21 protein-coding genes are annotated in these 23,218 nt (G+C 59.9%); 10 read left to right on the top strand and 11 right to left on the bottom strand.

Annotated elements, in window-relative coordinates:
* Positions 1–53 precede the first annotated feature (53 nt).
* The 4 genes from ACOI8A_RS11720 to ACOI8A_RS11705 all read right to left on the bottom strand — a co-directional run bounded on the left by ACOI8A_RS11720 (position 54) and on the right by ACOI8A_RS11705 (position 3,579).
* Entirely contained in the window at positions 54–1,280 is a 1,227-nt protein-coding gene (locus tag ACOI8A_RS11720) for a class I SAM-dependent methyltransferase (RefSeq protein WP_420648153.1), read from the bottom strand.
* Positions 1,281–1,553: 273 nt separating this feature from the next.
* Positions 1,554–2,171 carry a TPM domain-containing protein gene (locus tag ACOI8A_RS11715; RefSeq protein WP_420648154.1) on the bottom strand — a complete coding sequence of 206 codons (618 nt, stop codon included), beginning with the start codon at positions 2,169–2,171 and terminating at the stop codon, positions 1,554–1,556.
* A 30-nt stretch (positions 2,172–2,201) separates the two neighbouring features.
* Positions 2,202–2,957, bottom strand: coding sequence for a TPM domain-containing protein (locus ACOI8A_RS11710; protein WP_420648155.1), 756 nt, complete (start codon positions 2,955–2,957; stop codon positions 2,202–2,204).
* A 13-nt stretch (positions 2,958–2,970) separates the two neighbouring features.
* Positions 2,971–3,579: a LemA family protein gene (locus ACOI8A_RS11705; protein WP_420648156.1), complete on the bottom strand. Its 609-nt coding sequence runs from the start codon at positions 3,577–3,579 to the stop codon at positions 2,971–2,973.
* A 259-nt stretch (positions 3,580–3,838) separates the two neighbouring features.
* On the opposite strand from ACOI8A_RS11705, the gene bglX reads away from it, so the two are divergent.
* Positions 3,839–6,130 (top strand): beta-glucosidase BglX, encoded by a 2,292-nt coding sequence (gene bglX, locus ACOI8A_RS11700; protein WP_420648157.1) that lies wholly within the window; start codon positions 3,839–3,841, stop codon positions 6,128–6,130.
* Between the two features lie 122 nt (positions 6,131–6,252).
* Here the strand turns inward: bglX and ACOI8A_RS11695 are convergent, their stop codons facing one another.
* The 5 genes from ACOI8A_RS11695 to ACOI8A_RS11675 form a co-directional block, all read right to left on the bottom strand.
* A complete protein-coding gene (locus tag ACOI8A_RS11695; protein ID WP_420648158.1) occupies positions 6,253–7,410 on the bottom strand; it encodes a phospholipase D-like domain-containing protein in 1,158 nt (385 codons plus the stop codon).
* Position 7,411: 1 nt separating this feature from the next.
* Complete coding sequence (locus ACOI8A_RS11690) at positions 7,412–8,002, bottom strand: YceI family protein (RefSeq protein ID WP_420648159.1); 591 nt, start codon at positions 8,000–8,002, stop codon at positions 7,412–7,414.
* 68 nt (positions 8,003–8,070) lie between these two features.
* Positions 8,071–8,376: an amidase gene (locus ACOI8A_RS11685; protein WP_420648160.1), complete on the bottom strand. Its 306-nt coding sequence runs from the start codon at positions 8,374–8,376 to the stop codon at positions 8,071–8,073.
* A complete protein-coding gene (locus tag ACOI8A_RS11680) occupies positions 8,373–9,464 on the bottom strand; it encodes a serine hydrolase domain-containing protein (RefSeq protein WP_420648161.1) in 1,092 nt (363 codons plus the stop codon). Before ACOI8A_RS11680 ends, ACOI8A_RS11685 begins: the two co-directional genes overlap by 4 nt.
* Positions 9,465–9,526: 62 nt before the next feature.
* Positions 9,527–10,405 carry an acyl-CoA dehydrogenase family protein gene (locus ACOI8A_RS11675; RefSeq protein ID WP_420648162.1) on the bottom strand — a complete coding sequence of 293 codons (879 nt, stop codon included), beginning with the start codon at positions 10,403–10,405 and terminating at the stop codon, positions 9,527–9,529.
* Positions 10,406–10,557: 152 nt separating this feature from the next.
* Here ACOI8A_RS11675 and olsB point away from each other — a divergent pair, with 152 nt between their 5' ends.
* Positions 10,558–11,313: an L-ornithine N(alpha)-acyltransferase gene (gene olsB / locus ACOI8A_RS11670; RefSeq protein WP_420648163.1), complete on the top strand. Its 756-nt coding sequence runs from the start codon at positions 10,558–10,560 to the stop codon at positions 11,311–11,313.
* Positions 11,313–12,107, top strand: coding sequence for a lysophospholipid acyltransferase family protein (locus ACOI8A_RS11665; protein ID WP_420648164.1), 795 nt, complete (start codon positions 11,313–11,315; stop codon positions 12,105–12,107). Before olsB ends, ACOI8A_RS11665 begins: the two co-directional genes overlap by 1 nt.
* An 82-nt stretch (positions 12,108–12,189) precedes the next feature.
* Here the strand turns inward: ACOI8A_RS11665 and ACOI8A_RS11660 are convergent, their stop codons facing one another.
* Positions 12,190–12,762: an ACP phosphodiesterase gene (locus ACOI8A_RS11660; protein ID WP_420648165.1), complete on the bottom strand. Its 573-nt coding sequence runs from the start codon at positions 12,760–12,762 to the stop codon at positions 12,190–12,192.
* A 169-nt stretch (positions 12,763–12,931) separates the two neighbouring features.
* Here ACOI8A_RS11660 and ACOI8A_RS11655 point away from each other — a divergent pair, with 169 nt between their 5' ends.
* The 4 genes from ACOI8A_RS11655 (at position 12,932) to ACOI8A_RS11640 (ending at position 16,324) form a co-directional block, all read left to right on the top strand.
* Complete coding sequence (locus ACOI8A_RS11655; protein ID WP_420648166.1) at positions 12,932–13,234, top strand: ArsR/SmtB family transcription factor; 303 nt, start codon at positions 12,932–12,934, stop codon at positions 13,232–13,234.
* A gap of 34 nt (positions 13,235–13,268) precedes the next feature.
* Entirely contained in the window at positions 13,269–14,435 is a 1,167-nt protein-coding gene (locus ACOI8A_RS11650) for an MFS transporter (RefSeq protein ID WP_420648167.1), read from the top strand.
* 32 nt (positions 14,436–14,467) lie between these two features.
* Positions 14,468–15,517: an alkene reductase gene (locus tag ACOI8A_RS11645; protein ID WP_420648168.1), complete on the top strand. Its 1,050-nt coding sequence runs from the start codon at positions 14,468–14,470 to the stop codon at positions 15,515–15,517.
* Positions 15,518–15,694: 177 nt separating this feature from the next.
* Positions 15,695–16,324 carry a hypothetical protein gene (locus ACOI8A_RS11640; RefSeq protein ID WP_420648169.1) on the top strand — a complete coding sequence of 210 codons (630 nt, stop codon included), beginning with the start codon at positions 15,695–15,697 and terminating at the stop codon, positions 16,322–16,324.
* 199 nt (positions 16,325–16,523) lie between these two features.
* On the opposite strand, the gene emhR is transcribed toward ACOI8A_RS11640, so the two are convergent.
* Positions 16,524–17,156, bottom strand: a complete 633-nt coding sequence (gene emhR / locus ACOI8A_RS11635; protein WP_420648170.1) for an efflux system transcriptional repressor EmhR — start codon at positions 17,154–17,156, stop codon at positions 16,524–16,526.
* A 266-nt stretch (positions 17,157–17,422) separates the two neighbouring features.
* Between emhR and emhA the strand changes: the two genes are divergently transcribed.
* From emhA to emhC, 3 genes are read left to right on the top strand one after another with little or no spacing between them, the layout of a single operon-like run.
* Positions 17,423–18,580, top strand: coding sequence for an efflux RND transporter periplasmic adaptor subunit EmhA (gene emhA, locus ACOI8A_RS11630; protein WP_420648171.1), 1,158 nt, complete (start codon positions 17,423–17,425; stop codon positions 18,578–18,580).
* A 3-nt stretch (positions 18,581–18,583) separates the two neighbouring features.
* Positions 18,584–21,748, top strand: a complete 3,165-nt coding sequence (gene emhB, locus ACOI8A_RS11625; protein ID WP_420648172.1) for an efflux RND transporter permease subunit EmhB — start codon at positions 18,584–18,586, stop codon at positions 21,746–21,748.
* Positions 21,745–23,205, top strand: a complete 1,461-nt coding sequence (gene emhC, locus ACOI8A_RS11620; RefSeq protein ID WP_420648173.1) for an efflux RND transporter outer membrane subunit EmhC — start codon at positions 21,745–21,747, stop codon at positions 23,203–23,205. Before emhB ends, emhC begins: the two co-directional genes overlap by 4 nt.
* The last annotated feature ends 13 nt before the right edge of the window (positions 23,206–23,218 follow it).

Raw genomic sequence — 23,218 nt, 5'->3', positions numbered from 1 at the left:
CTACTACGCCGCTGTCGTCCCGCCCCTTACAGTCCCCGTTTAAACCACATAGGTCAGCTCAAATAACCATCAGCGCGCAGCAAGGTTTCCAGGCAATGCTCGCTGATGTTGTAGAACGCCTTCAGCTCTTGAATCTTCACCAGCAACTGCGCCGGATCGACCGCCTCGGCGCGTTTCACTGCCAGAATCATCTTGTTCTTGTTGGTGTGGTCAAGCGAGATGAACTCGAACACCTTGGTCTCGTAACCGCAGGCCTCAAGGAACAATGCACGCAGACTGTCGGTGACCATTTCCGCTTGCTGACCGAGGTGCAACCCGTATTGCAGCATCGGTTTGAGCAGCGCCGGGCTCTGGATTTGCAGGCGGATCTGCTTGTGGCAGCACGGCGAGCACATGATGATCGCGGCGCCCGAACGGATGCCGGTGTGGATCGCGTAGTCGGTGGCAATGTCGCAGGCATGCAGGGCGATCATCACGTCCAGCTCGCTCGGCGCCACACTGCGTACATCGCCGCACTTGAATACCAAGCCCGGGTGATCAAGTTTGGCCGCCGCGTTGTTGCACAGCTCGACCATTTCTTCGCGCAGCTCGACGCCAGTGACTTCGCCTTCAGCCTTGAGCGTATTGCGCAGATAGTCGTGAATGGCGAACGTCAGGTAACCCTTGCCCGACCCGAAATCCGCCACGCGCACTGGTTTGTCCAGCGCCAGCGGCGAGGTGGTCAGGGCGTGGCTGAAGACTTCGATGAACTTGTTGATCTGCTTCCACTTGCGCGACATCGCCGGGATCAGCTCGGATTTGGCGTTGGTCACGCCCAGATCCTTGAGGAACGGCCGATTCACTTCAAGGAAGCGGTTTTTCTCGCGGTTGTGCTCGACAGACGGCACCTCGCGCAATTGCTGGGGTTTGCTCATGAACAGCGAAGATTTGCCCTTTTTGCTGTATTCCAGCTGGGCTTCATCGTTCAGCGACAGCAAATGCGCGTTTTTGAATGAGGCTGGCAGCAGAGCAGCAATCGCAGCGACGCCTTCGGTGAGCGGCAGATTCTTGGTGATGTCGCGGGTCTTGTAGCGATACACGAACGACAGGCAAGGCTGGGCTTTGACCGTCACTGGTTTGATGATGATCCGCTGCAACTCCGCTTCGTCGCCGACGTACTTGGCCAGCACCAGTTTGATGAAGCCGTTCTGTTCGAGGCTGGTTTGCAGCAGCTCGATGAACTGGGCGTGGTGATCCGGCGCCGATTGGGTAGACGGGGCGGATTGGGCGGTGACAGACATGGTGGCCTCGGGGCGGGGCGAATCGGGAATGGCGGGTATTTTAGGGGCGATGGCGGTTTGGGACACGCGCTTATTTACCCAGCGGTTGCTAAAAGCACCCTCACCCCAGCCCTCTCCCGGAGGGAGAGGGGGCCAACCGAGGTGTTTTTCGGGGTTACGTCGACCTGAAATGTCCGGTCGAACTCAGGCTTTAGAAGCACCGCAAATCGGCTCCCTCTCCCTCGGGAGAGGGCTGGGGTGAGGGGCTACGATCTTGAAGCGAACACAAAATCCTCAGCCCAGTACGATCAACCGATTCGGCAACTCATTCCTCACCTGCGTCACCGGCACATGCACCTTGAGCAACTCGCCACACGCCTCGATGCACGTCACGAAACCCTGCAACGTCTGCCCGCGCCTTACCTGCTCGGTAAACGCCGCGACAATCGCGTCCCAACTCTTGTTGTCCAGTCGTTTGGAAATCCCTTCGTCCACCAGAATCTCCACGTAGCGCTCGGCCTCGCAGACAAAAATCAGCATCCCGGTACTGCCCACCGTGTGATGCAGGTTCTGCTCGAGAAACTGCCGACGCGCCAGGTTCGACGCCCGCCAGTGCCGTACTCGGCGCGGCACCAGGTGCGTGGTGATCTTCGGCAGCCTGAACAGCAGGCACAACACGATGAACAGGCCCCATTGCACCAGCAACAGACTGTGCAAGGTCAGCCACCCGGTCAGGTAATGCACGATCCCCGGCAGCACCAGCGCCAGCAGACTGGCCCACAGCAGCGGGATGTAGGCGTAGTCGTCGGCGCGTGCCGCCAGTACCGTTACCAGTTCGGCGTCAGTGTCGCGCTCGACCCGGGCGATTGCCTCGGCGACTTTGCGTTGTTCGTGTTCATTCAGTAATGCCATGTCATGCAGTGCCTGTTCTCATTATTGTCATTACCAGCCGCCGGACGAACCACCGCCGCCGAAACTGCCACCGCCGCCGCTGAAGCCTCCACCGCCTCCGCCGCCACCTCCGAAGCCGCCCCCGCCAAAACCGCCCCCGCCTCCGGAGCCACCCCGGCCAGCGGGCAGGATACCGAGCATCTGGAAGACGAACACCGCAAGGATGAACAACATCAGCAGGAACACGAACAGCGCAGGATGGCGCGAGATGAAATCGTCCGACGGATCGCCGGTCGATTCATACACCGTCGACGGCTCATCCAGCGGATTGCCACCCAGCACCACGAGCATCGCCGCGACGCCGTCGCTGATGCCCTTGCTGAAGTTGCCGGACTTGAACGCGGGGGTGATGACCTGATGGATGATCACCGAACTCTGCGCATCGGTCAGCCGGTCTTCCAGCCCGTAGCCGACTTCGATGCGCAACTTGCGCTCGTCACGGGCAACGATCAGCAGCGCCCCGTTGTTCTTGTCCTTCTGACCAATGCCCCAGTGGCGACCGAGCTGGACGCCGTAGTCCTCGATCGTGGTGCCCTGCAAATCCGGCAGGGTGACCACCACCAATTGCTCGCCGGTCGCCTGCTCGTGAGCCTGCAATTGCTGGCTCAGTTGCGCGCGCACTGTCGGCTCAAGCATCTGAGCTGCGTCCACCACCCGTCCGCTCAGCGCCGGGAACTTCAACTCGGCCCGGGCGCTGACGGCGAACAGCCACAGCATCAGCACCAGGCCTATCTTCAAAACACGCATGGACATCACCGGATCAGAACTTCACTTCCGGCGCCTTGTCCGCACCGGGGGTAGTGGCTTCGAAGGTTTCACGGGCCGGCAGATCGCTGTACATCACGCTGTGCCACAAGCGACCGGGGAAGGTGCGGATTTCGGTGTTGTATTTCTGCACGGCCAGAATGAAATCGCGGCGGGCCACGGCGATGCGGTTTTCCGTGCCCTCAAGTTGCGATTGCAGGGCGAGGAAGTTCTGGTTGGCTTTCAAATCCGGATAACGCTCGGACACCACCATCAAGCGACTCAAGGCGCCGGTCAGTTGATCCTGAGCCTGCTGGAACTGCTTGAGCTTTTCCGGGTTGTCGAGGGTGCTGGCATCCACTTGAATCGAAGTCGCCTTGGCGCGCGCCTCGATCACCGCCGTCAGGGTTTCCTTTTCATGGGCGGCGTAGCCTTTGACGGTTTCCACCAGATTCGGGATCAGATCCGCACGGCGCTGATACTGGTTCTGCACCTGGCCCCACGCCGCTTTGGCCTGTTCGTCGAGGGTCGGAATGTTGTTGATGCCGCACGCGGTCAGCAGCGTGGCCATCACCAATAACGTGGCCACCTGCAAGCGCGAGCGATAGACAGGACTGAGATTCATCGGATGGGTGCTCCCTTGCACATTTTCAGAAAAATTGACCGCGAAACATTCTCGGCCGGCTGTTGGGGCATAATCGCCCGCGCCACTGGATTGCTACGGGCCGATGGGCTAAAAAGAGGCCCAGCGCGATCATGCTGTGAAATTCGGCAACGCGCATTACGCCGCCGCATTTGCATCAGTACCCGAACAACAATAGTCGTTCCCTAAATTTTGGCTGGCCGGCATTGCAACGCCGTGTGTGCCCTTGAGAAAACTATTCATGAAGAAGCTGTGTTTGCTGGGCCTGTTCGTCAGTCTGGCCAGTCATCAAGTATTGGCCGCGGCGACCCCGGTGCCCCTGGAAAACAAGGACGCCTTCATCACCGACCTGATGAAGCAAATGACTCTCGACGAGAAGATCGGCCAATTGCGCCTGATCAGCATCGGCCCGGAAATGCCCCGCGAACTGATCCGCAAGGAAATCGCCGCGGGCAACATTGGCGGCACGTTCAACTCTATCACCCGTGCGGAAAACCGTCCGATGCAGGACGCGGCAATGCGCAGCCGGTTGAAGATTCCGATGTTTTTCGCGTACGACGTGATCCACGGTCACCGTACGATTTTCCCGATTCCGCTAGCCCTGGCGTCGAGCTGGGACATGGACGCCATCGGCCAGTCCGGGCGCGTCGCGGCCAGAGAAGCCGCCGCCGACAGCCTCGATATCACCTTCGCGCCGATGGTCGACATCTCCCGTGATCCGCGCTGGGGCCGTAGCTCCGAAGGTTTTGGTGAAGACACCTACCTGACTTCGCGCATCGCCACGGTGATGGTCAAGGCTTATCAGGGTGCGACCCCGAGCGCCGCCGATAGCATCATGGCCAGCGTCAAGCACTTCGCTTTGTATGGCGCGGTCGAGGGCGGTCGCGATTACAACACCGTCGACATGAGCCCGGTGAAGATGTACCAGGATTACCTGCCACCGTACCGCGCCGCGATTGATGCGGGTGCCGGTGGCGTGATGGTGGCGTTGAACTCGATCAACGGCATACCGGCCACTGCCGATACCTGGCTGATGAACGATCTGCTGCGCCGCGACTGGGGCTTCAAAGGACTGGCAGTCAGCGACCACGGTGCAATCTTCGAGCTGATCAAGCACGGCGTTGCGCGTGACGGTCGCGAAGCGGCGAAGCTGGCGATCAAGGCCGGCATCGACATGAGCATGAACGACACCCTGTACGGCAAAGAGCTGCCGGGCCTGCTCAAGTCCGGTGAAATCGAACAGAAACACATCGATAACGCCGTACGCGAAGTGCTCGCGGCCAAGTACGACATGGGCCTGTTCAAGGACCCGTACCTGCGCATCGGCAAGGCTGAAGATGATCCGGCCGACACCTACGCCGAAAGCCGCCTGCACCGCGCCGAAGCGCGTGAAGTTGCGCGTCGCAGTCAGGTATTGCTGAAGAATCAGAATGAAACCCTGCCGCTGAAGAAAACCGCGAAGATCGCCCTGGTCGGCCCGCTGGCCAAGGCACCAATCGACATGATGGGCAGTTGGGCTGCAGCGGGACGGCCGGCGCAATCGGTGACCCTGTTCGACGGCATGAGCAACGTGATTGGCGATAAATCGAACCTGATCTACGCCCGTGGCGCCAACATCACCGGCGACAAGAAAGTCCTCGATTACCTGAACTTCCTCAACTTCGATGCACCGGAAGTGGTCGATGACCCGCGCCCGGCCAACGTGTTGATCGACGAAGCGGTCAAAGCGGCGCAGTCGGCTGACGTGGTGGTTGCAGCGGTCGGTGAATCGCGTGGCATGTCCCACGAGTCGTCGAGCCGCACCGACCTGAACATCCCGCAAAGCCAGCGCGATCTGATCCGCGCCCTGAAAGCCACCGGCAAGCCGTTGGTGCTGGTGCTGATGAACGGCCGTCCGCTGACGATTCTTGAAGAAAAAGAATCGGCTGATGCGATTCTGGAAACCTGGTTCAGCGGCACCGAAGGCGGTAACGCCATCGCTGACGTGCTGTTCGGCGACTACAACCCGTCGGGCAAACTGCCGGTGACGTTCCCACGCTCGGTAGGCCAGATTCCGACCTACTACAACCATCTGAGCATTGGCCGGCCGTTCACGCCGGGCAAACCGGGCAACTACACCTCGCAGTATTTCGATGACACTACGGGGCCGCTGTTCCCGTTCGGTTTCGGCTTGAGCTACACCGATTTCAGCCTGAGCGACATGGCGCTGTCGTCGACCACGCTGAACACCACCGGCAAGCTCGACGCCAGTGTGATGGTGAAAAACACCGGCAAACGTGACGGCGAAACCGTGGTGCAGCTGTACATTCAGGACGTCACCGGCTCGATGATCCGCCCGGTGAAAGAACTGAAAAACTTCCAGAAGATCATGCTCAAGGCTGGCGAACAGAAAGTCGTGCACTTCACCATCACCGAGGATGACCTGAAGTTCTACAACGCTCAGCTCAAGTACGCGGCAGAGCCAGGCAAGTTCAACGTGCAGATCGGCCTGGATTCCCAGGACGTGACGCAGCAGAGCTTTGAGTTGCTGTAACCCTTAAAAGCAAAAGATCGTCCGATCGCGGCCCGAGCCTTCGGCAGCTCCTACAATTGGATGGTGTACACCAATCCTGTAGGAGCTGCCGCAGGCTGCGATCTTTTGATCTTGCTTCTGCTTTAGCCGCGTCTATCCAGCAGATTGACCACCACCCGATCCACCCATCCCCAAATCCTCTGCTTGACCCGTCGCCACAACGGCCGGCGCTGCCATTCCTCCAGACTCACCTGCTGACTCAGGCTGAAGTCTTTCTCGAAACTCGCCACCACTGCCGCCGTCAATTGCGGGTCCAGTGCTTCCAGATTCGCCTCAAGATTGAAGCGCAGATTCCAGTGGTCGAAATTACACGAACCGATGCTCACCCAGTCGTCCACCAGCACCATTTTCAGGTGCAGGAAACACGGCTGGTATTCGAAGATTTTCACCCCGGCCTTGAGCAGACGCGGGTAGTAGCGATGCCCGGCATAACGCACCGAGGGATGATCGGTGTGCGGCCCGGTCAGCAACAGCCGTACGTCGATGCCACGCGCGGCGGCCTTGCGCAGGGAGCGGCGGATTTGCCAGGTCGGCAGGAAGTACGGCGTTGCCAGCCAGATCCGGCGCTGGCCGCTGTTCAGCGCGCGGATCAATGATTGCAGAATGTCGCGATGCTGGCGGGCATCGGCGTAGGCCACGCGGCCCATGCCCGCGCCGCTGGCAGGTACTTTGGGCAAACGCGGCAGGCCGAAATGCGCAGTCGGCTTCCATGCGCGGCGATAGCTATTGGCGATCCACTGGCGGTCGAACAGCAATTGCCAATCGAGCACCAGCGGCCCGGTGATGTGCACCATCACTTCATGCCATTCACTGCTGTCGTGGCCCGGCGTCCAGAACTCGTCGGTCACGCCCGTGCCGCCGACCACTGCCAGACGCTGATCGACCAGCAACAGCTTGCGGTGATCGCGGTAGAAGTTGCGCACCCAGCGTCGCCAGTTCAGGCGATTGTAGAAGCGCAGTTCAACGCCAGCACCCGTCAGGCGTTTACGCAGATTGAGCGTGAACGCGAGGCTGCCGTAATCATCGAACAGGCAACGCACGCGCACACCGCGTTCGGCTGCCAGCACCAGCGCCTGGACCATGGTTTCAGCGCAGGCGCCCGCCTCGACCAGATACAACTCAAGTTCGATCTGCTCCTGGGCGTTGGCGATTTCCTCCAGCATCCTTGGGAAGAACTGCGGACCATCGATCAGCAATTCGAAGCGATTACCGTCGCGCCACGGGAATACCGCACCACGCACGTCAGCGTGCCGTGAAGATCAGCACCGCACCCACCGGCACCGACAGACTGATGGCCGACAGACCGGCCATCTTGCGCAGACTTTCCAGCCCCGGCGCCAGATCGAAATCCTCGGCGCTGATCACCAGCGGCTCCAGCGTGACAACCTGAAAGCGTCGATCATCCAGACGCGTCGCCAGCAGTTCGGCAGGATATTCGTGTTGCTTGCCGTGCAGATTGACGGTCAGCGGCAAGCGCAATTCCAGCTGCGCACCGGGCGCCAGATCGTTGATCGGGCGCAGGTCGATTTGCGTGGTGATGGTCGCTTCGGGGAATTGCTCGATCTGGAACAGCTCCTTGCGCATGCGTTCGTCACGCAGCGGGATCCCGCTGTTGATCGAGTCCATCTCGACTTCGACCTCGGCGCGACCACTCGGATCGACCTTGCCGTGCAACACCAGAAAGCGCTGCACTTCGGAAACGTTGGCGTTTTTCGTACTGACGAAAGAAATCCGCGACGACTCGCCGTCCAGATACCAGTTGGCCTGAGCCGGCAAAGCGGCAGCCGCCAGCAATAGGCCGGCAGCGAGGTTGCACAGGGAGCGTTTGAACATTGAAGACTCGTGGGGCCGATAAACGTGCACGAACCTTAACTGCCTGCGCGGTTATTGCAAACCGAAGATCACGGTTGCAGGCGACAGCCCTGGCGTTGACCCAGCCATTGCGCGCTGTTGCTGCGGCCCATGCCGCTGACGGTGATGGTTTTGCTGGCGGCGTCATCGCTGAAGCTGCTCGTCGGTAGCCACTGTTTTACGTAGCCGCGACAGTACTCGGCATCGTTGTTCATCACGTAACGGCACGAACAATATTCCTTGGCGGTGTAGGCGCTGATGATGTCCGGAAACGCCCACAAAGCCACGCGCTCATGCCAGATCCAGCCGAGCAGCACTATCAACAGCAACAACAAAAAGCGTCCGACCCACTTCATGGCTGCACCGTCCCGGCGAATGCCTTGAGCGCCATTCTGAGCAATTCGTTGTGGCGGTAACTGCCATCGCGGTCATCGGCGTAGCGCACGATCACCAGCTTTTCACTGGGGATCACGTACAGCGCCTGCCCCCAGTGACCGAGGGCGGCAAAGGTGTCGGCGGGCGCATCCGGCCAGGGTGAGGCCGCACCGTCTGCCGGGCGATTGAGCCACCAGTGGCCGCCGGGCACCGCTTCGTCCTGATTCGCCTTGTAGCCAGCGAACGGTTGGCGGTTGAACGCGACCCAGTCCCGGGGCAGCAATTGTCGATCATTCCAGCGGCCATCGCGCGCCATCAGCAGGCCGATGCGCGCCAGATCTCTTGCGGTCAGATAAGCGTAGGAAGATGCGACAAACGTGCCGGTCGCATCGGTTTCCCACACGGCGTTGCGAATGCCCAGCGGTTCGAACAGTGCCGTCCACGGATAGTCCGCATAGCGTTGCGCGCCGACGATGGTTTTCAGCGCGGCTGCCAACAGATTGCTGTCGCCGCTGGAATAGCGGAACGCTTGTCCGGGTTGCGCGTAAGTGTCGTGATCGGCGGTGAACGCCGCCATGTCACGATGACCACGGGTATAGAGCATCGCTACCACCGAGGATTTCAGCGGGGCGTATTCGTAGTCTTCCTGCCAGTCGAGACCCGAGGCCCAGTGCAGCAAATCGGCGAGGGTGATGGCCGGGTGTCTGGTCAGTGCCGGATAAAACTTCGCGGCCGGATCTTCGAGTTTGAACAGGCCCTCGCCGTAAGCCACGCCGAGCACCGTGGCCATCAGGCTTTTGCTGATCGACCAGGTCAGGTGCGGTGTAACGGCAGTCGTTGGCGCGGCGTAGCGTTCGTAGATGAGCTGCCCGTCGCGGATCACCAGCAAGGCATCGGTGCGAATGCCTTGGCGGGTATCGTCGTCGCGATTGGGGAAGGCATAGGTTTCCAGCGCTTCGACGGCCGGGCCGGAGATCTTCGGCCCGCTCGACCACTGCTCGCCGGGCCATTGTTCGGCCTGAACGGTGAAGCTGAGCAGCAGCAGAATCAGGGACAAGCCTTTGAACATGGTCAAGCCTCGGCAAACAGACCTGCCAAGGCTAGCCCACAAAAATGACAATCCCACAGGATTCAACGATCCGCCAACGCCTTGGCCAACCGCTTGGCCCGCGCACCCGCCGCCAATTGCATCACCGATTGATCACGCTGCCACATCGCCGCCCACTCCGGATTGCCGTCAGCCAATGCCTGATCCAGTTCTACCTTCAGCGCATCGAACTGCGCAAACAAACCGCCCAGCAGTACATGCCCGGCCGGACTGTTCGGCGGTTGCCGGCTCGCCTCCGAACAACCAGCCAACAGCGCCAGCAAGCGCAACTGCAAGGCCTGCGGCCAATCGCTGTCCTGGCCGACGCCGTACAACCATGCGGTCATTGCGCAGAGCACATAAACATCTTCAAGGGTGCGAAACGGTTTTACGTAAGCATCCCAACCGTCCCCGGCCAGCAACTCGCACAGCGCACCGTCGAGATGCAACCGACCGTGACTGATGTCCGGCATCAACGGCAGCGCGGGGAGTTTTTCCACGCGTACGCCGGGTTCTCCGGGATACACCACCGCCAGACTCAAACGTGGTGATTCGTCGGGTTGTTCACTGCGCGCAGCGATCAGCAGCCAGTCGGCGGCGTCGCCAGCAGTGACGAAATCCTTGCGTCCGTTCAGGCGTAAGCCCTTGAGTCGGGTCTGCATGTCTGCCGGCCGCAGGCTGCGCTGCTCGGTCGCACACAACGCGCCAAGGCTCAACGGCGCACTCGGCCAAAGCATGCGCAATGCCGCTTGATAGCCCACCAGAAACGCCAGCCCAGGCGTCGCCATGCGCCGCCCGCCAGCCACCGCCAGTTCAAACGGGTTGACGCTGCCCAGTTGCTGCAACAGCGAGGCGAACCCTTCCGCCAGGTCGGCGACGGCGGGTAAACGTTCGCGGCTTTCAAGCAAGTTCGACCAGTTCATCCGAGGCTCCTCGTGGGCTGTCATATAAGCATCACCAAACATTCATGGCGATGACACCGGGGCTACATAGCCTGACTTTGCACAACACGGCTGCATAAAGAAAGTCGATGGCTGTAACCCACGACGGGTTAATGGCCCGTACGGAGATTCGCATGACTCAGATCGCCCGCATCAGCGACACCGGCAATGAACGCCGCCTGCAAGCCGAACGCCTGATCGGCGCCGAAGCGTTGCAGCAAGCCCAGGCCTTGCGCTTCAACGTGTTCAGCGGCGAGTTCAACGCCAAGTTGAACGGCGCGGAGCTGGGTCTGGACATGGATGACTATGATGTTCACTGCAGCCACATCGGCGTGCGTGACTTGAACACCGGCCGTCTGGTGGCGACCACACGTTTGCTCGATCACGCCGCCGCCAGCACGCTGGGCAAGTTTTACAGCGAAGAAGAATTCAGCCTGCACGGCCTCGCACATCTGCAAGGCCCGATTCTCGAAATCGGTCGCACCTGCGTCGACCCGGCCTATCGCAACGGTGGCACCATCGCTGTGCTCTGGGGCGAATTGGCCGAAGTATTGAATCAGGGCGGTTACAGCTATCTGATGGGTTGCGCGAGCATCCCGATGCAGGACGGAGGCATCCAGGCCCACGCGATCATGCAGCGTCTGCGCGAACGTTATCTGTGCACCGAACACCTGCGTGCCGAGCCGAAAAAGCCGCTGCCGACGCTGGATATTCCATCGAACGTGATCGCCGAAATGCCGCCGCTGCTCAAGGCCTACATGCGCCTCGGCGCGAAGATCTGCGGCGAACCGTGCTGGGACGAAGATTTCCAGGTCGCCGACGTGTTCATCCTGCTCAAGCGCGACGAACTCTGCCCGCGCTACGCCAAACACTTCAAGGCGGCCATGTGATGAGCCGGTTGCGGGTGTACGCGCGGATTGCGCGAGTGCTGCTGGTGGTGACGCTCGGTTTGACCATGGCCAGTGTGTTCGGGATGTTCGAGCGCGCCGGGCTGGCGCATTCGATGGTGCGCCGGCAGCGCTGGTCGCGTTTTTTCATGGCGCGCCTGAGCAATGCCCTGCCCTTTCGCGTGACCGTGCATGGCGAGCTGCCGAAACAGCCGATGCTGTGGGTCAGCAACCATGTGTCATGGACCGACATTCCGCTACTGGGCATGCTCACGCCGCTGTCGTTTCTGTCCAAGGCTGAAGTGCGCACCTGGCCGGTGGCCGGTTGGCTCGCGGCCAAGGCTGGCAGCCTGTTCATCCGTCGTGGTTCGGGCGACAGCCAGTTGATCCGCAAACAGATGACCCGCCACCTGCAACAGGCTCACCCGTTGCTGATGTTCCCGGAAGGCACCACCACCGATGGCCGCTCGCTGCGTACGTTTCACGGTCGCTTGCTGTCGGCGGCGATTGATTCAGAGGTGATGCTGCAACCGGTAGCCATTCGTTATCTGCGCGACGGTCAGGTCGATACGCTGGCGCCGTTCATTGGCGACGATGATCTGCTCTCGCATCTGATGCGCTTGTTTGCCAATGATCGGGGTGATGTGGAGATTCATCTGCTCAAGCCGATTGCCTGCGAGGGGCGCGAGCGTGCGGCATTGGCGTTTGAGGCGCAGCAGGCGGTGCAGAAGGCGTTGTTTGGCGAGATCGTCAAACCTGCCGAACCGCGCCGAGCCGGCGAACTCATCGCTGCCTGAAAATCAAAAGATAGCAGCCTGCGGCCCCTCCTACACTAATCCCCTGTAGGAGCTGCCGAAGGCTGCGATCCTTTGATCCTGGCTACCCGCTATGCGCCGCAAAATCCTGCAGTTGTGGATAAAACAACGCGAAATCCTCACTCAATGGTTCATACAGCCGCCGCAATTCCTCCATCGCTCCTGCCAGTTCTTCCGGTCGGCTCAAGCGCCGGGAAATCCCGCGCAACACCTGCTCCAGCACTTCAAACTCCTGATACGAACCCAACCAGTCGTTGGCCATCATGTGCGGTGCAATCTGCGCCAGACGTTCAGGCAACTGCCGCTCGCCGGACAGCACGCGATAAACATTTGAAGTGAATTGCGCCAGCGGTCGGTCGGCATACCGCGACCAGTCGCGCGCCAGGCAGTGGTCGAAAAACACATCGAGGACGATCCCCGCATAACGCCGGCGAGTGGTGGAAAAGCGTCCCAGTGAAACGTCGACCAATGGATGGCGATCGGTAAATACGTCGATCCGCCGATGCAGCGCAATCGCCGCTTCGACCTCCGGATCAAACTGCCCTTGCAGCCGCCCTTTGACGAAATCGCCATACAGACTGCCGAGCAATTGCCCGGGGCGCTGGCCACCGAGGTGTAAATGTGCGAGATAGTTCATGGGCGCAGCTTAGCACTGCGTCCTTTGGTTTTTACACTCAACGTATCGTTATAACCCGATATACCGATTTATGCGGTCATCAGATCAAAATCATATTGGTATATCGCGAAATACCGATTTAAAGTTCGCCTCATCGCGATATAGCGTTTTACACACCGAGCACCCTGCCATGAACCTTGACCTCGACGAAATAATAAAAGCCCTGGCGCACCCAGTACGGCGAGACATCCTCAACTGGCTGAAAGACCCGAAAGTCCAGTTCCCGGAACAATTGCACAACCACGAGTACGGCATTTGCGCCGGGCAGATCGATCAGCGTTGCGGCCTGTCGCAATCGACGGTCTCGGCACACTTGGCGACCTTGCAACGGGCCGGCCTGATCAGCAGCCAGAAGGCCGGTCAATGGCACTTTTTCAAACGCAACGAGGACGTGATCCAGGCGTTTCTCAGCACCCTCAGTAAAGAGCTCTGACCCTTAACGTCAGCCAGCCCAAAAGGAATCAACGATGCCCCTCTCGCTACTCATTCTCGCCTTGAGCGCCTTCGCCATCGGCACCACCGAGTTCGTCATCATGGGCCTGCTGCCCGATGTGGCGGCTGACCTCGGTGTGTCGATTCCCGGCGCCGGCTGGCTGGTGACCGGTTACGCCCTGGGCGTGGCCATCGGTGCGCCGTTCATGGCACTGGCCACCGCGAAATTGCCGCGCAAGGCTGCGCTGGTAGCGTTGATGGGGATTTTCATCGTCGGCAACCTGCTCTGTGCAGTCGCCAGTGACTATCAAGTATTGATGTTCGCCCGAGTGGTGACCGCGCTGTGCCACGGTGCGTTCTTCGGCATCGGTTCGGTGGTCGCGGCAGGTCTGGTGGCGCCGAACAAACGCGCTTCGGCCGTGGCTTTGATGTTCACCGGTCTGACCTTGGCCAACGTGCTTGGCGTGCCACTGGGCACCGCACTGGGTCAGGAAGCCGGCTGGCGTTCGACTTTCTGGGCAGTGACCGTGATCGGTGTGATTGCGTTGATCGGCCTGATCCGCTTCCTGCCGGCCAAGCGTGACGAGGAAAAACTCGACATGCGCGCCGAACTGGCCGCCCTTAAAGGCGCCGGGATCTGGCTGTCGCTGAGCATGACCGCACTGTTCGCCGCATCGATGTTCACCCTGTTCACCTACGTCGCGCCGCTGCTCGGCGAAGTCACCGGCGTCTCGCCAAAAGGCGTGACCTGGACCCTGCTGCTGATCGGGCTCGGCCTGACCGTCGGCAACATCATCGGCGGCAAGCTGGCGGACAAGCGCCTCGGCGCCACGCTGATCGGGGTGTTCGTGGCGATGGCGGTGATTTCCACCGTACTGAGCTGGACCAGCGTCGCGCTGATCCCGACCGAAATCACCCTGTTCCTCTGGGCCACCGCATCGTTCGCCGCCGTACCGGCGTTGCAAGTCAACGTGGTGACCTTCGGCAAGGCTGCACCGAACCTGGTCTCAACGCTGAACATCGGCGCCTTCAACATCGGCAATGCGCTCGGCGCCTGGGTTGGCGGCAGCGTCATCGCCCACGGCTTCGGCCTCACCAGCGTGCCGCTCGCAGCGGCTGTCCTGGCAGTGCTCGCGCTGCTGGTGACGCTGATCACTTTCCGTCAGAGCGGTAATCCCGAGCTGGCACCTGCTACCCACTGATTCACTTAATCACCTCACGAGGGTTGTATCTCATGGCAACTATTTTCGATCCGATCAAGCTGGGCGACCTCGAGCTGTCCAACCGCATCATCATGGCGCCGCTGACCCGCTGCCGCGCCGACGAAGGCCGCGTACCCAACGCGCTGATGGCCGAGTACTACGTACAACGCGCTTCTGCCGGGCTGATCCTCAGCGAAGCCACTTCGGTAACCCCGATGGGCGTCGGCTACCCGGACACCCCGGGCATCTGGTCCAACGATCAAGTGCGCGGCTGGACCAACGTGACCAAAGCCATCCACGCTGCCGGCGGCAAGATCGTCCTGCAACTGTGGCACGTCGGCCGCGTCTCGCACCCGTCGTACCTGAACGGTGAAACCCCGGTGGCGCCAAGCGCGATCCAGCCGGCAGGCCATGTCAGCCTGGTGCGTCCGCTGTCCGACTACGTCACCCCGCGCGCACTGGAAACCGCTGAAATCGCCGACATCGTCGACGCCTACCGCGTTGGCGCCGAGAACGCCAAAGCCGCCGGGTTTGACGGCGTGGAAATCCACGGCGCCAACGGTTACCTGCTCGACCAGTTCCTGCAAAGCAGCACCAACCAGCGCACTGACAACTATGGCGGCTCGCTGGAAAACCGTGCGCGCCTGCTGCTGGAAGTGACTGACGCTGCGATCGATGTCTGGGGCGCTGGCCGTGTCGGCGTGCACTTGGCACCGCGTGCCGACTCTCACGACATGGGCGACGACAACCTCGCCGAGACCTTCACCTACGTCGCTCGTGAATTGAGCAAGCGTGGTATCGCGTTCATCTGCTCGCGTGAGAAAGAAGGCGCTGACAGCCTCGGCCCGCAATTGAAAGAAGCCTTCGGCGGCGCGTACATCGCCAACGAGCGCTTCACCAAGGACAGCGCCAACGAATGGCTGGCCAGCGGCAAAGCTGACGCCGTGGCGTTTGGTGTGCCGTTCATTGCCAACCCGGATCTGCCGGCACGCTTGAAAGCCGATGCACCGCTGAACCAGCCGCACCCGGAAACTTTCTATGGTAAAGGCCCGGTGGGTTACATTGACTATCCAACACTGTAAGCGTTAGTTAGTTGCAACTAAAAAAGCCCCAACTCGAAAGAGCCGGGGCTTTTTTAGTTCTCGCAAATAGGCAATTAAAGACATAAACCATTACACACCTTACAAGCACACTCTCAGCGGCGCTGTTATCTTCACCCACCACAACCACAACACAAGCAAACAGCGAGAGACTGAATCATGGACGAAATTGAAGAGCTACTTTCATACTTGGAAGGCGAACGTGACCAAGAGTATATTGACAGCACAAGAATATATTTATCCGGCCTAAGCAAAGAAAAGTTCGAAAGCGAAAAGGCAAACTTCTTACTTGGTAGAAAATATGAAGCAAACTATAAACTGGCTCGCCAGCAGCAGCCTGTTGAATGGGAGGCGATTCGCAAAACAGCCTCAAAGACCAACATCCTGATCCACATTTACAATCATACTCACGAAACATTTTCTTTGATCAGTTCGACCTGGGACGGTGAGCCAGAGGATTTTGAGATACCACCAGGCAATTGCTATTCACTGCTATTACCAAACACCCTGCTACGACGTACCAGCAGTGGCAAGCAAGCATTTCAAAGTTCACTGATCAGTCATACATTTACATATAGTAGCGGTGACTACGCATTCGGCTTCGCAACAGCAATGACACTAACAAATCGCGGCTATGAGCCGTTTGCTTTTGACGCAAAGTCGAAAGTCTCGCGACAACACAGTATTCGCTCGCTCGGCCAGCGCGAAATCCGATGCCAATACGCACTGGAACAAAACCAGAGCGCCACGCCTTATAGCTACGCCCTTAAAATTCAAATCGAGTATTAATGCTCGTAATTGCCGGTCATGAGCAAACGCCCTTACGAGGGCGCTTGCCTCCTTCGCTCAAATCGCAACGACCAAATCTCCCTTCGGTGAAAATACAAAATCCCTACAAAAGACGTAGCGCGCTACGTATAAACTCGCCGCGTGAATTTATTCCGGTGCACCCTGGTTGACACAACCCGATCCAATCCCGGATTTTGTTTCATTTGCGCAGGCTGGGACTCAAGCGCAGCATGTCCAACCCGGTATCGACCCAACGCTCGGCTTCGGCATGCAGCTCGAAGCTGTCCGGCGCGAGTAGCCAGCCATAAAGGAGGCCGTCGATATAGGCATGAATGCTGATGGCCGCGCGGGCAGTGTCGAGATCTTCCGGCAACTGGCCACGATTCACCGCATTACGCAGGGTCAGGCCGATACGCAGATTGCAATCGAGACTGGCCGTCCGGCGCTGCTGGCGCAGATCGCACATTTCATCGGTGAACTCGCACTTATGAAACAGAATTTCGTTGATGCGCCGGGTTTTCGGATCCAGCGCAACTTGATGAAACAAATGAATCAGCAGCTTGCGCATGCAGCCCAGCGGGTCCAGTTCGTCCTCGCTTTCGCTGGCCTTGGCCAGTTCGTCCAGCGGCTCATGCAAGGTATCGAGCATAGCCTGCAGCAAATCGGCCTTGTTGCTGAAATGCCAATAGATAGCGCCGCGCGTCACGCCGGCCATCGTCGCGATGTCCGCCAGCGTGGTGCGCGCGACCCCGCGCTCATAGAAAGCTTTCTCGGCCGCTTCGAGGATTTGGCTTCGGGTTTCCTGAGCTTCCTCTTTGGTACGACGAACCATGGCAGTAAAACCTCAAACAGGATGTTTCAGCGATGACTGAATATTCGCTGAATAAAAAGGGCTGGATCTCTCGCGGATCATCTCCCGGGCCTACAATTCCTAACCTTGCAACCACTTTTGTAACAGGCTGGATACGACGCCAGGGTGTTTACAAACAGCCATGAATGTAAGTATATTCCTTAGCAAGCTACTTATCCACCCGGTATCTGTTTTTTACCCTTACACATTTCTTGTGCGCTTTTTGCGCGCCTGACCCGAGGATCTTCATGCAATTCAAGCCAGCTGTTACCGCTCTGGTCACTGCCGTCGCCCTGGCATCGCTGCTCAGCGGATGTAAAAAGGAAGAAGCGGCACCTGCCGCACCGCCTCCTCAGGTCGGCGTCGTCACCCTGCAACCACAAGCCTTTACCCTGACTTCCGAACTGCCGGGCCGCACCAGCGCGTTCCGCATCGCTGAAGTTCGACCGCAGGTCAACGGCATCATTCTCAAGCGTCTGTTCAAGGAAGGCGGCGATGTCAAAGCCGGCCAGCAGCTGTATCAGATCGATCCGTCGGTCTATGAAGCGACCCTGAAAAGCGCTGAAGCCAACTTGCGCTCGACCAAGTCGATCTCCGATCGCTACAAGCAGCTCGTTGACGAGCAAGCCGTGAGCCGTCAGGAATACGACACCGCCCTGTCCAACCGCCTGCAATCGGAAGCGACCCTGCAGAGCGCGCAGATCAACGTGCGTTACACCAAGGTTTACGCGCCGATCTCCGGCCGCATCGGCCGCTCTTCGGTGACCGAAGGTGCACTGGTCAGCAATGGCCAGACCGACGCCATGGCGGTGATTCAGCAGCTCGACCCGATCTACGTGGACGTCACGCAGTCTTCGGTGGAATTGCTGGAGCTGCGCCGCGAGCTTGAAAGCGGCCGTCTGCAAAAGGCTGGCGACAACGCCGCTGCGGTCAAGCTGACCCTCGAAGACGGCAGCCAGTACAAGCTCGACGGTAAGCTGGAATTCTCCGAAGTGTCGGTCGATCAGACCACCGGCTCCGTGACGCTGCGCGCAGTGTTCCCGAACCCGGATCACACCCTGCTGCCAGGCATGTTTGTGCACGCGCAGTTGCAGGCCGGTGTGAACAGCGCCGCGATTCTCGCTCCGCAACAAGGCGTGACCCGTGACCTTAAAGGCACTCCGACCGCACTGGTAGTCGGCGCGGACAACAAGGTTGAACTGCGTCAGCTCAAGGCCAGCCGCACCGTTGGCAGCCAATGGCTGATCGAAGACGGCCTCAAGGCCGGCGATCGCCTGATCACCGAAGGTCTGCAATTCGTCAAGCCAGGCGTCGAAGTCAAAGCCACCGAAGCGACCAACGTCGGCAACAAGAACCCGGCCCCCGCACAGGCAGCTGATCAAGCCGCCGGCGGCAAAGGGGAGTAATCCATGTCAAAATTCTTCATCGACCGTCCGATTTTCGCCTGGGTAATTGCCCTGGTGATCATGCTGGTCGGGGCACTTTCGATCCTCAAATTGCCGATCAACCAATACCCGAGCATTGCGCCACCGGCCATTGCGATCTCCGTGACCTACCCGGGTGCTTCGGCACAAACGGTTCAGGACACCGTGGTTCAGGTGATCGAGCAGCAGCTCAACGGTATCGACAACCTGCGTTATGTATCTTCGGAAAGTAACTCCGACGGCAGCATGACCATTACCGCGACCTTCGAGCAGGGCACCAACTCCGACACCGCGCAGGTGCAGGTTCAGAACAAGCTGAACCTGGCCACTCCGCTGTTGCCGCAGGAAGTGCAGCAACAGGGTATCCGCGTGACCAAGGCAGTGAAAAACTTCCTCTTGGTGATCGGCGTGGTGTCGCGCGACGGCAGCATGAGCAAGGACGACCTGTCCAACTACATCGTGTCGAACATGCAGGATCCGATTTCGCGGACTGCCGGCGTCGGTGACTTCCAGGTCTTCGGTGCCCAGTACGCGATGCGTATCTGGCTCGACCCGGCCAAGTTGAACAACTTCAACCTGACCCCGGTTGACGTCAAGACCGCGATTGCCGCGCAGAACGTCCAGGTGTCGTCCGGTCAGCTCGGTGGCTTGCCTGCCGTACAAGGCCAGCAACTGAACGCCACGATCATCGGCAAGACCCGTCTGCAGACCGCCGAGCAATTCAAAGAGATTCTGCTCAAGGTCAACAAGGATGGCTCGCAGGTTCGCCTCAAGGACGTCGCCGACGTCGCCCTGGGTGGCGAGAACTACGCGATCAGTGCCCAGTTCAACGGCAGCCCGGCATCCGGTCTGGCAGTCAAACTGGCCAACGGCGCCAACGCCCTCGACACCGCCAAGGCACTGCGCACGACCATCGACAGCCTCAAGCCATTCTTCCCGCAAGGGATGGAAGTGGTATTCCCGTACGACACCACCCCGGTGGTGACCGAGTCGATCAAAGGTGTGGTGCATACCTTGGTCGAGGCAATCGTACTGGTGTTCCTGGTGATGTTCCTGTTCCTGCAGAACTTCCGCGCCACCGTCATCACCACGATGACCGTGCCGGTGGTATTGCTCGGTACATTCGGCATCCTCGCGGCGTTCGGTTTCAGCATCAACACCCTGACCATGTTCGGTATGGTGCTGGCCATCGGCTTGCTGGTGGACGATGCCATCGTCGTGGTGGAAAACGTCGAGCGGGTGATGAGCGAAGAAGGCTTGTCACCGAAGGAAGCAACCAAGAAATCCATGGGCCAGATCCAGGGCGCACTGGTCGGTATTGCGCTGGTTCTTTCGGCGGTATTGCTGCCGATGGCGTTTTTCAGCGGCTCCACCGGGGTGATCTACAAGCAGTTCTCCATCACCATCGTCTCGGCCATGGCCCTGTCGGTGCTGGTAGCGCTGATCTTCACCCCGGCGCTCTGCGCCACCATGCTCAAGCCGATTCCGAAGGGTGAGCACGGCACACCGAAAAAAGGTTTCTTCGGCTGGTTCAACCGCAACTTCGACCGTGGCGTTCGCAGCTACGAGCGCGGTGTCGGCAGCATGCTTCAGCGCAAGATTCCTTACTTGCTGGCCTACCTGCTGATCGTGGTGGGAATGATCTGGCTGTTCACACGCATTCCGACCGCATTCCTGCCCGAAGAAGATCAGGGCGTACTCTTCGCTCAGGTGCAAACCCCTGCCGGCTCCAGTGCCCAGCGCACTCAGGTAGTGGTGGATGAAATGCGCGAATTCCTGCTGCGTCCGACCAAGGACGGCGGTGAAGGTGACGCAGTGGCTTCGGTGTTCACCGTGACCGGCTTCAACTTTGCCGGCCGTGGTCAGAGCTCGGGTATGGCGTTCATCATGCTCAAGCCTTGGGGCGAACGTAACGCTGACAACAGCGTGTTCAAACTCGCCGCCCGTGCCCAGCAGCACTTCTTTACCTTCCGCGATGCGATGGTGTTCGCCTTCGCCCCGCCGGCGGTTCTGGAACTGGGTAACGCCACCGGTTTCGACGTGTTCCTGCAAGATCGCGCTGGAATCGGTCACGAAAAGTTGATGGCTGCGCGTAACCAGTTCCTCGGCATGGCGGCGCAAAGCAAAGTGCTGTCGCAGGTACGTCCGAACGGCCTGAATGACGAGCCGCAGTTCCAGCTGGAAATCGATGACGAGAAGGCCAGTGCCTTGGGCATTACCATCAGCGACATCAACAACACGTTGTCGATTGCCTTGGGCAGTAGCTACGTCAACGACTTCATCGACCGTGGTCGAGTGAAAAAAGTGTACGTACAGGGCCAGCCGGACTCGCGCATGAGCCCCGAAGACCTGAAGAAATGGTTCGTACGCAACGCCAGCGGCACCATGGTTCCGTTCTCGGCGTTCGCCAAGGGCGAATGGGCCTACGGCTCGCCGAAGCTCTCGCGTTACAACGGCGTGGAAGCGGTGGAAATCCTCGGTGCTCCGGCTCCGGGTTATTCGACGGGTGAAGCGATGGCCGAAGTCGAAGCGCTTGCCGCCAAACTGCCGGCGGGTGTGGGCCTGTCCTGGACCGGTCTGTCCTACGAGGAACGTCTGTCAGGCTCTCAGGCGCCGGCGCTGTATGCCTTGTCGCTGCTGATGGTGTTCCTGTGTCTGGCGGCACTGTATGAGAGCTGGTCGATTCCGATTGCGGTCATGCTCGTGGTGCCACTGGGGATCATCGGTGCGCTGATGGCCACCAGCCTGCGCGGTCTGTCGAACGACGTGTACTTCCAGGTGGGGCTGTTGACGACCATCGGTCTGGCGGCTAAAAACGCCATTCTGATCGTCGAGTTCGCCAAGGAACTGCATGAGCAAGGGCGCAGCTTGCGCGATGCGGCGATCGAAGCCTGCCGCATGCGTCTGCGTCCGATCATCATGACCTCGCTGGCATTCGTTCTCGGTGTGGTGCCACTGGCGATCTCCACGGGCGCTGGCTCGGGCAGTCAGCATGCGATCGGTACCGGCGTGATTGGCGGTATGATCACCGCCACCGTACTCGCGATATTCTGGGTGCCACTGTTCTTCGTCACTGTGTCGTCCATTGGCCAGCGTAAAAATGCCGGCAAGGATGACGCCATAGAAACTCCTAAAGAGGCTGGCCAATGAGCAAGTCGCTACTCTCCATTGCAGTCGCCGCGTTCGTGCTGAGCGGTTGCTCGCTGATCCCTGATTATCAGCAGCCCGAAGCACCAGTGGCGGGCCAGTACCCGCAGGGCCCGGCGTACTCGCCGGCCCAGGCACCGGCGCAAGCCGCTGCCGAGCAGGGCTGGAAGCAGTTTTTCCATGACCCGGCCCTGCAGCAACTGATTCAGGTGTCGCTGGAAAACAACCGCGACCTGCGCGTCGCGGCGCTGAACATCGACGCCTATGCGGCTCAATACCGCATCCAGCGCGCCGATCTGTTCCCGGCCGTTTCGGCAACCGGCAGCGGCAGCCGTCAGCGAGTCCCGGCCCGGGCTTCGCAGACCGGTGAGTCGAGCATCACCAGCTCGTACTCCGCCACCGTCGGCATCAGCGCCTATGAACTCGACCTGTTCGGTCGGGTGCGCAGCCTGAGCGAGCAATCGCTGCAGCAATACTTCGCCACTGAAGAAGCACGCCGCAGCACGCAGATCAGTCTGGTGGCCAACGTGGCCAACGCCTACCTGACCTGGCAGGCCGACAAGGAACTGCTCAAGCTGACTCAAGACACCCTCGGTGCCTTCGAAGAAAGCTACAAGCTGACCAGCCGCAGCAACGAAGTCGGTGTCGCCTCGGCGCTGGATCTGGCGCAGTCGCGCACCTCGGTGGAAAACGCCCGTGCACAACTGGCGCGCTACACCCGCCAGGTGGCGCAAGATGAAAACGGTCTGACGCTGCTGCTCGGCACTGGCATCCCGGCCAACCTGCAAGCGGCCAAACCGCTGTCCGACGACCTGCTCAGCGATGTGCCGCCGGGTCTGCCATCAGATCTGCTGCAACGTCGCCCGGACATCCTGCAAGCCGAATACAACCTGAAGGCGGCCAACGCCAACATCGGCGCGGCCCGTGCAGCGTTCTTCCCGAGCATCAGCCTGACCGCCAACGCGGGCAGCCTGAGTCCGGATCTGTCCGGCCTGTTCAAAGGTGGTTCGGGTACGTGGTTGTTCCAGCCGCAGATCAACCTGCCGATCTTCAACGCCGGCAGCCTGCGCGCCAGCCTCGATGCCGCCGAGATCCAGAAGGACATCGGCGTGGCGAACTACGAGAAGTCCATTCAAACGGCCTTCCAGGAAGTCGCCGACGGCCTGGCCGCGCGCCAGACCTACACCGAGCAGTTGCAGGCGCAGCGTGATTTCGTCCAGGCCAACCAAGACTACTACCGCCTGGCTGAGCGTCGCTATCGCATTGGCGTCGACAGCAACCTGACCTTCCTCGATGCCCAGCGTCAGCTGTTCAGCGCGCAACAAGCACTGATCACCGACCGCCTCGCGCAGCTGACCAGTGCGGTCAACCTGTACAAAGCACTCGGCGGTGGCTGGAATGCGCAAACCGCGCAGAACGAGCCGCTGAAAGAAGAAGCACCGAAGATGAAGTTGTTCTGATCCTCGGCTGAAT

This window comes from Pseudomonas sp. P4795 (genome assembly GCF_048822895.1).
Taxonomy (GTDB): Bacteria; Pseudomonadota; Gammaproteobacteria; order Pseudomonadales; family Pseudomonadaceae; genus Aquipseudomonas.
The sequence above is the reverse complement of the archived record's forward strand: the minus strand, read 5'-3'. Positions and strand labels throughout refer to the sequence as shown.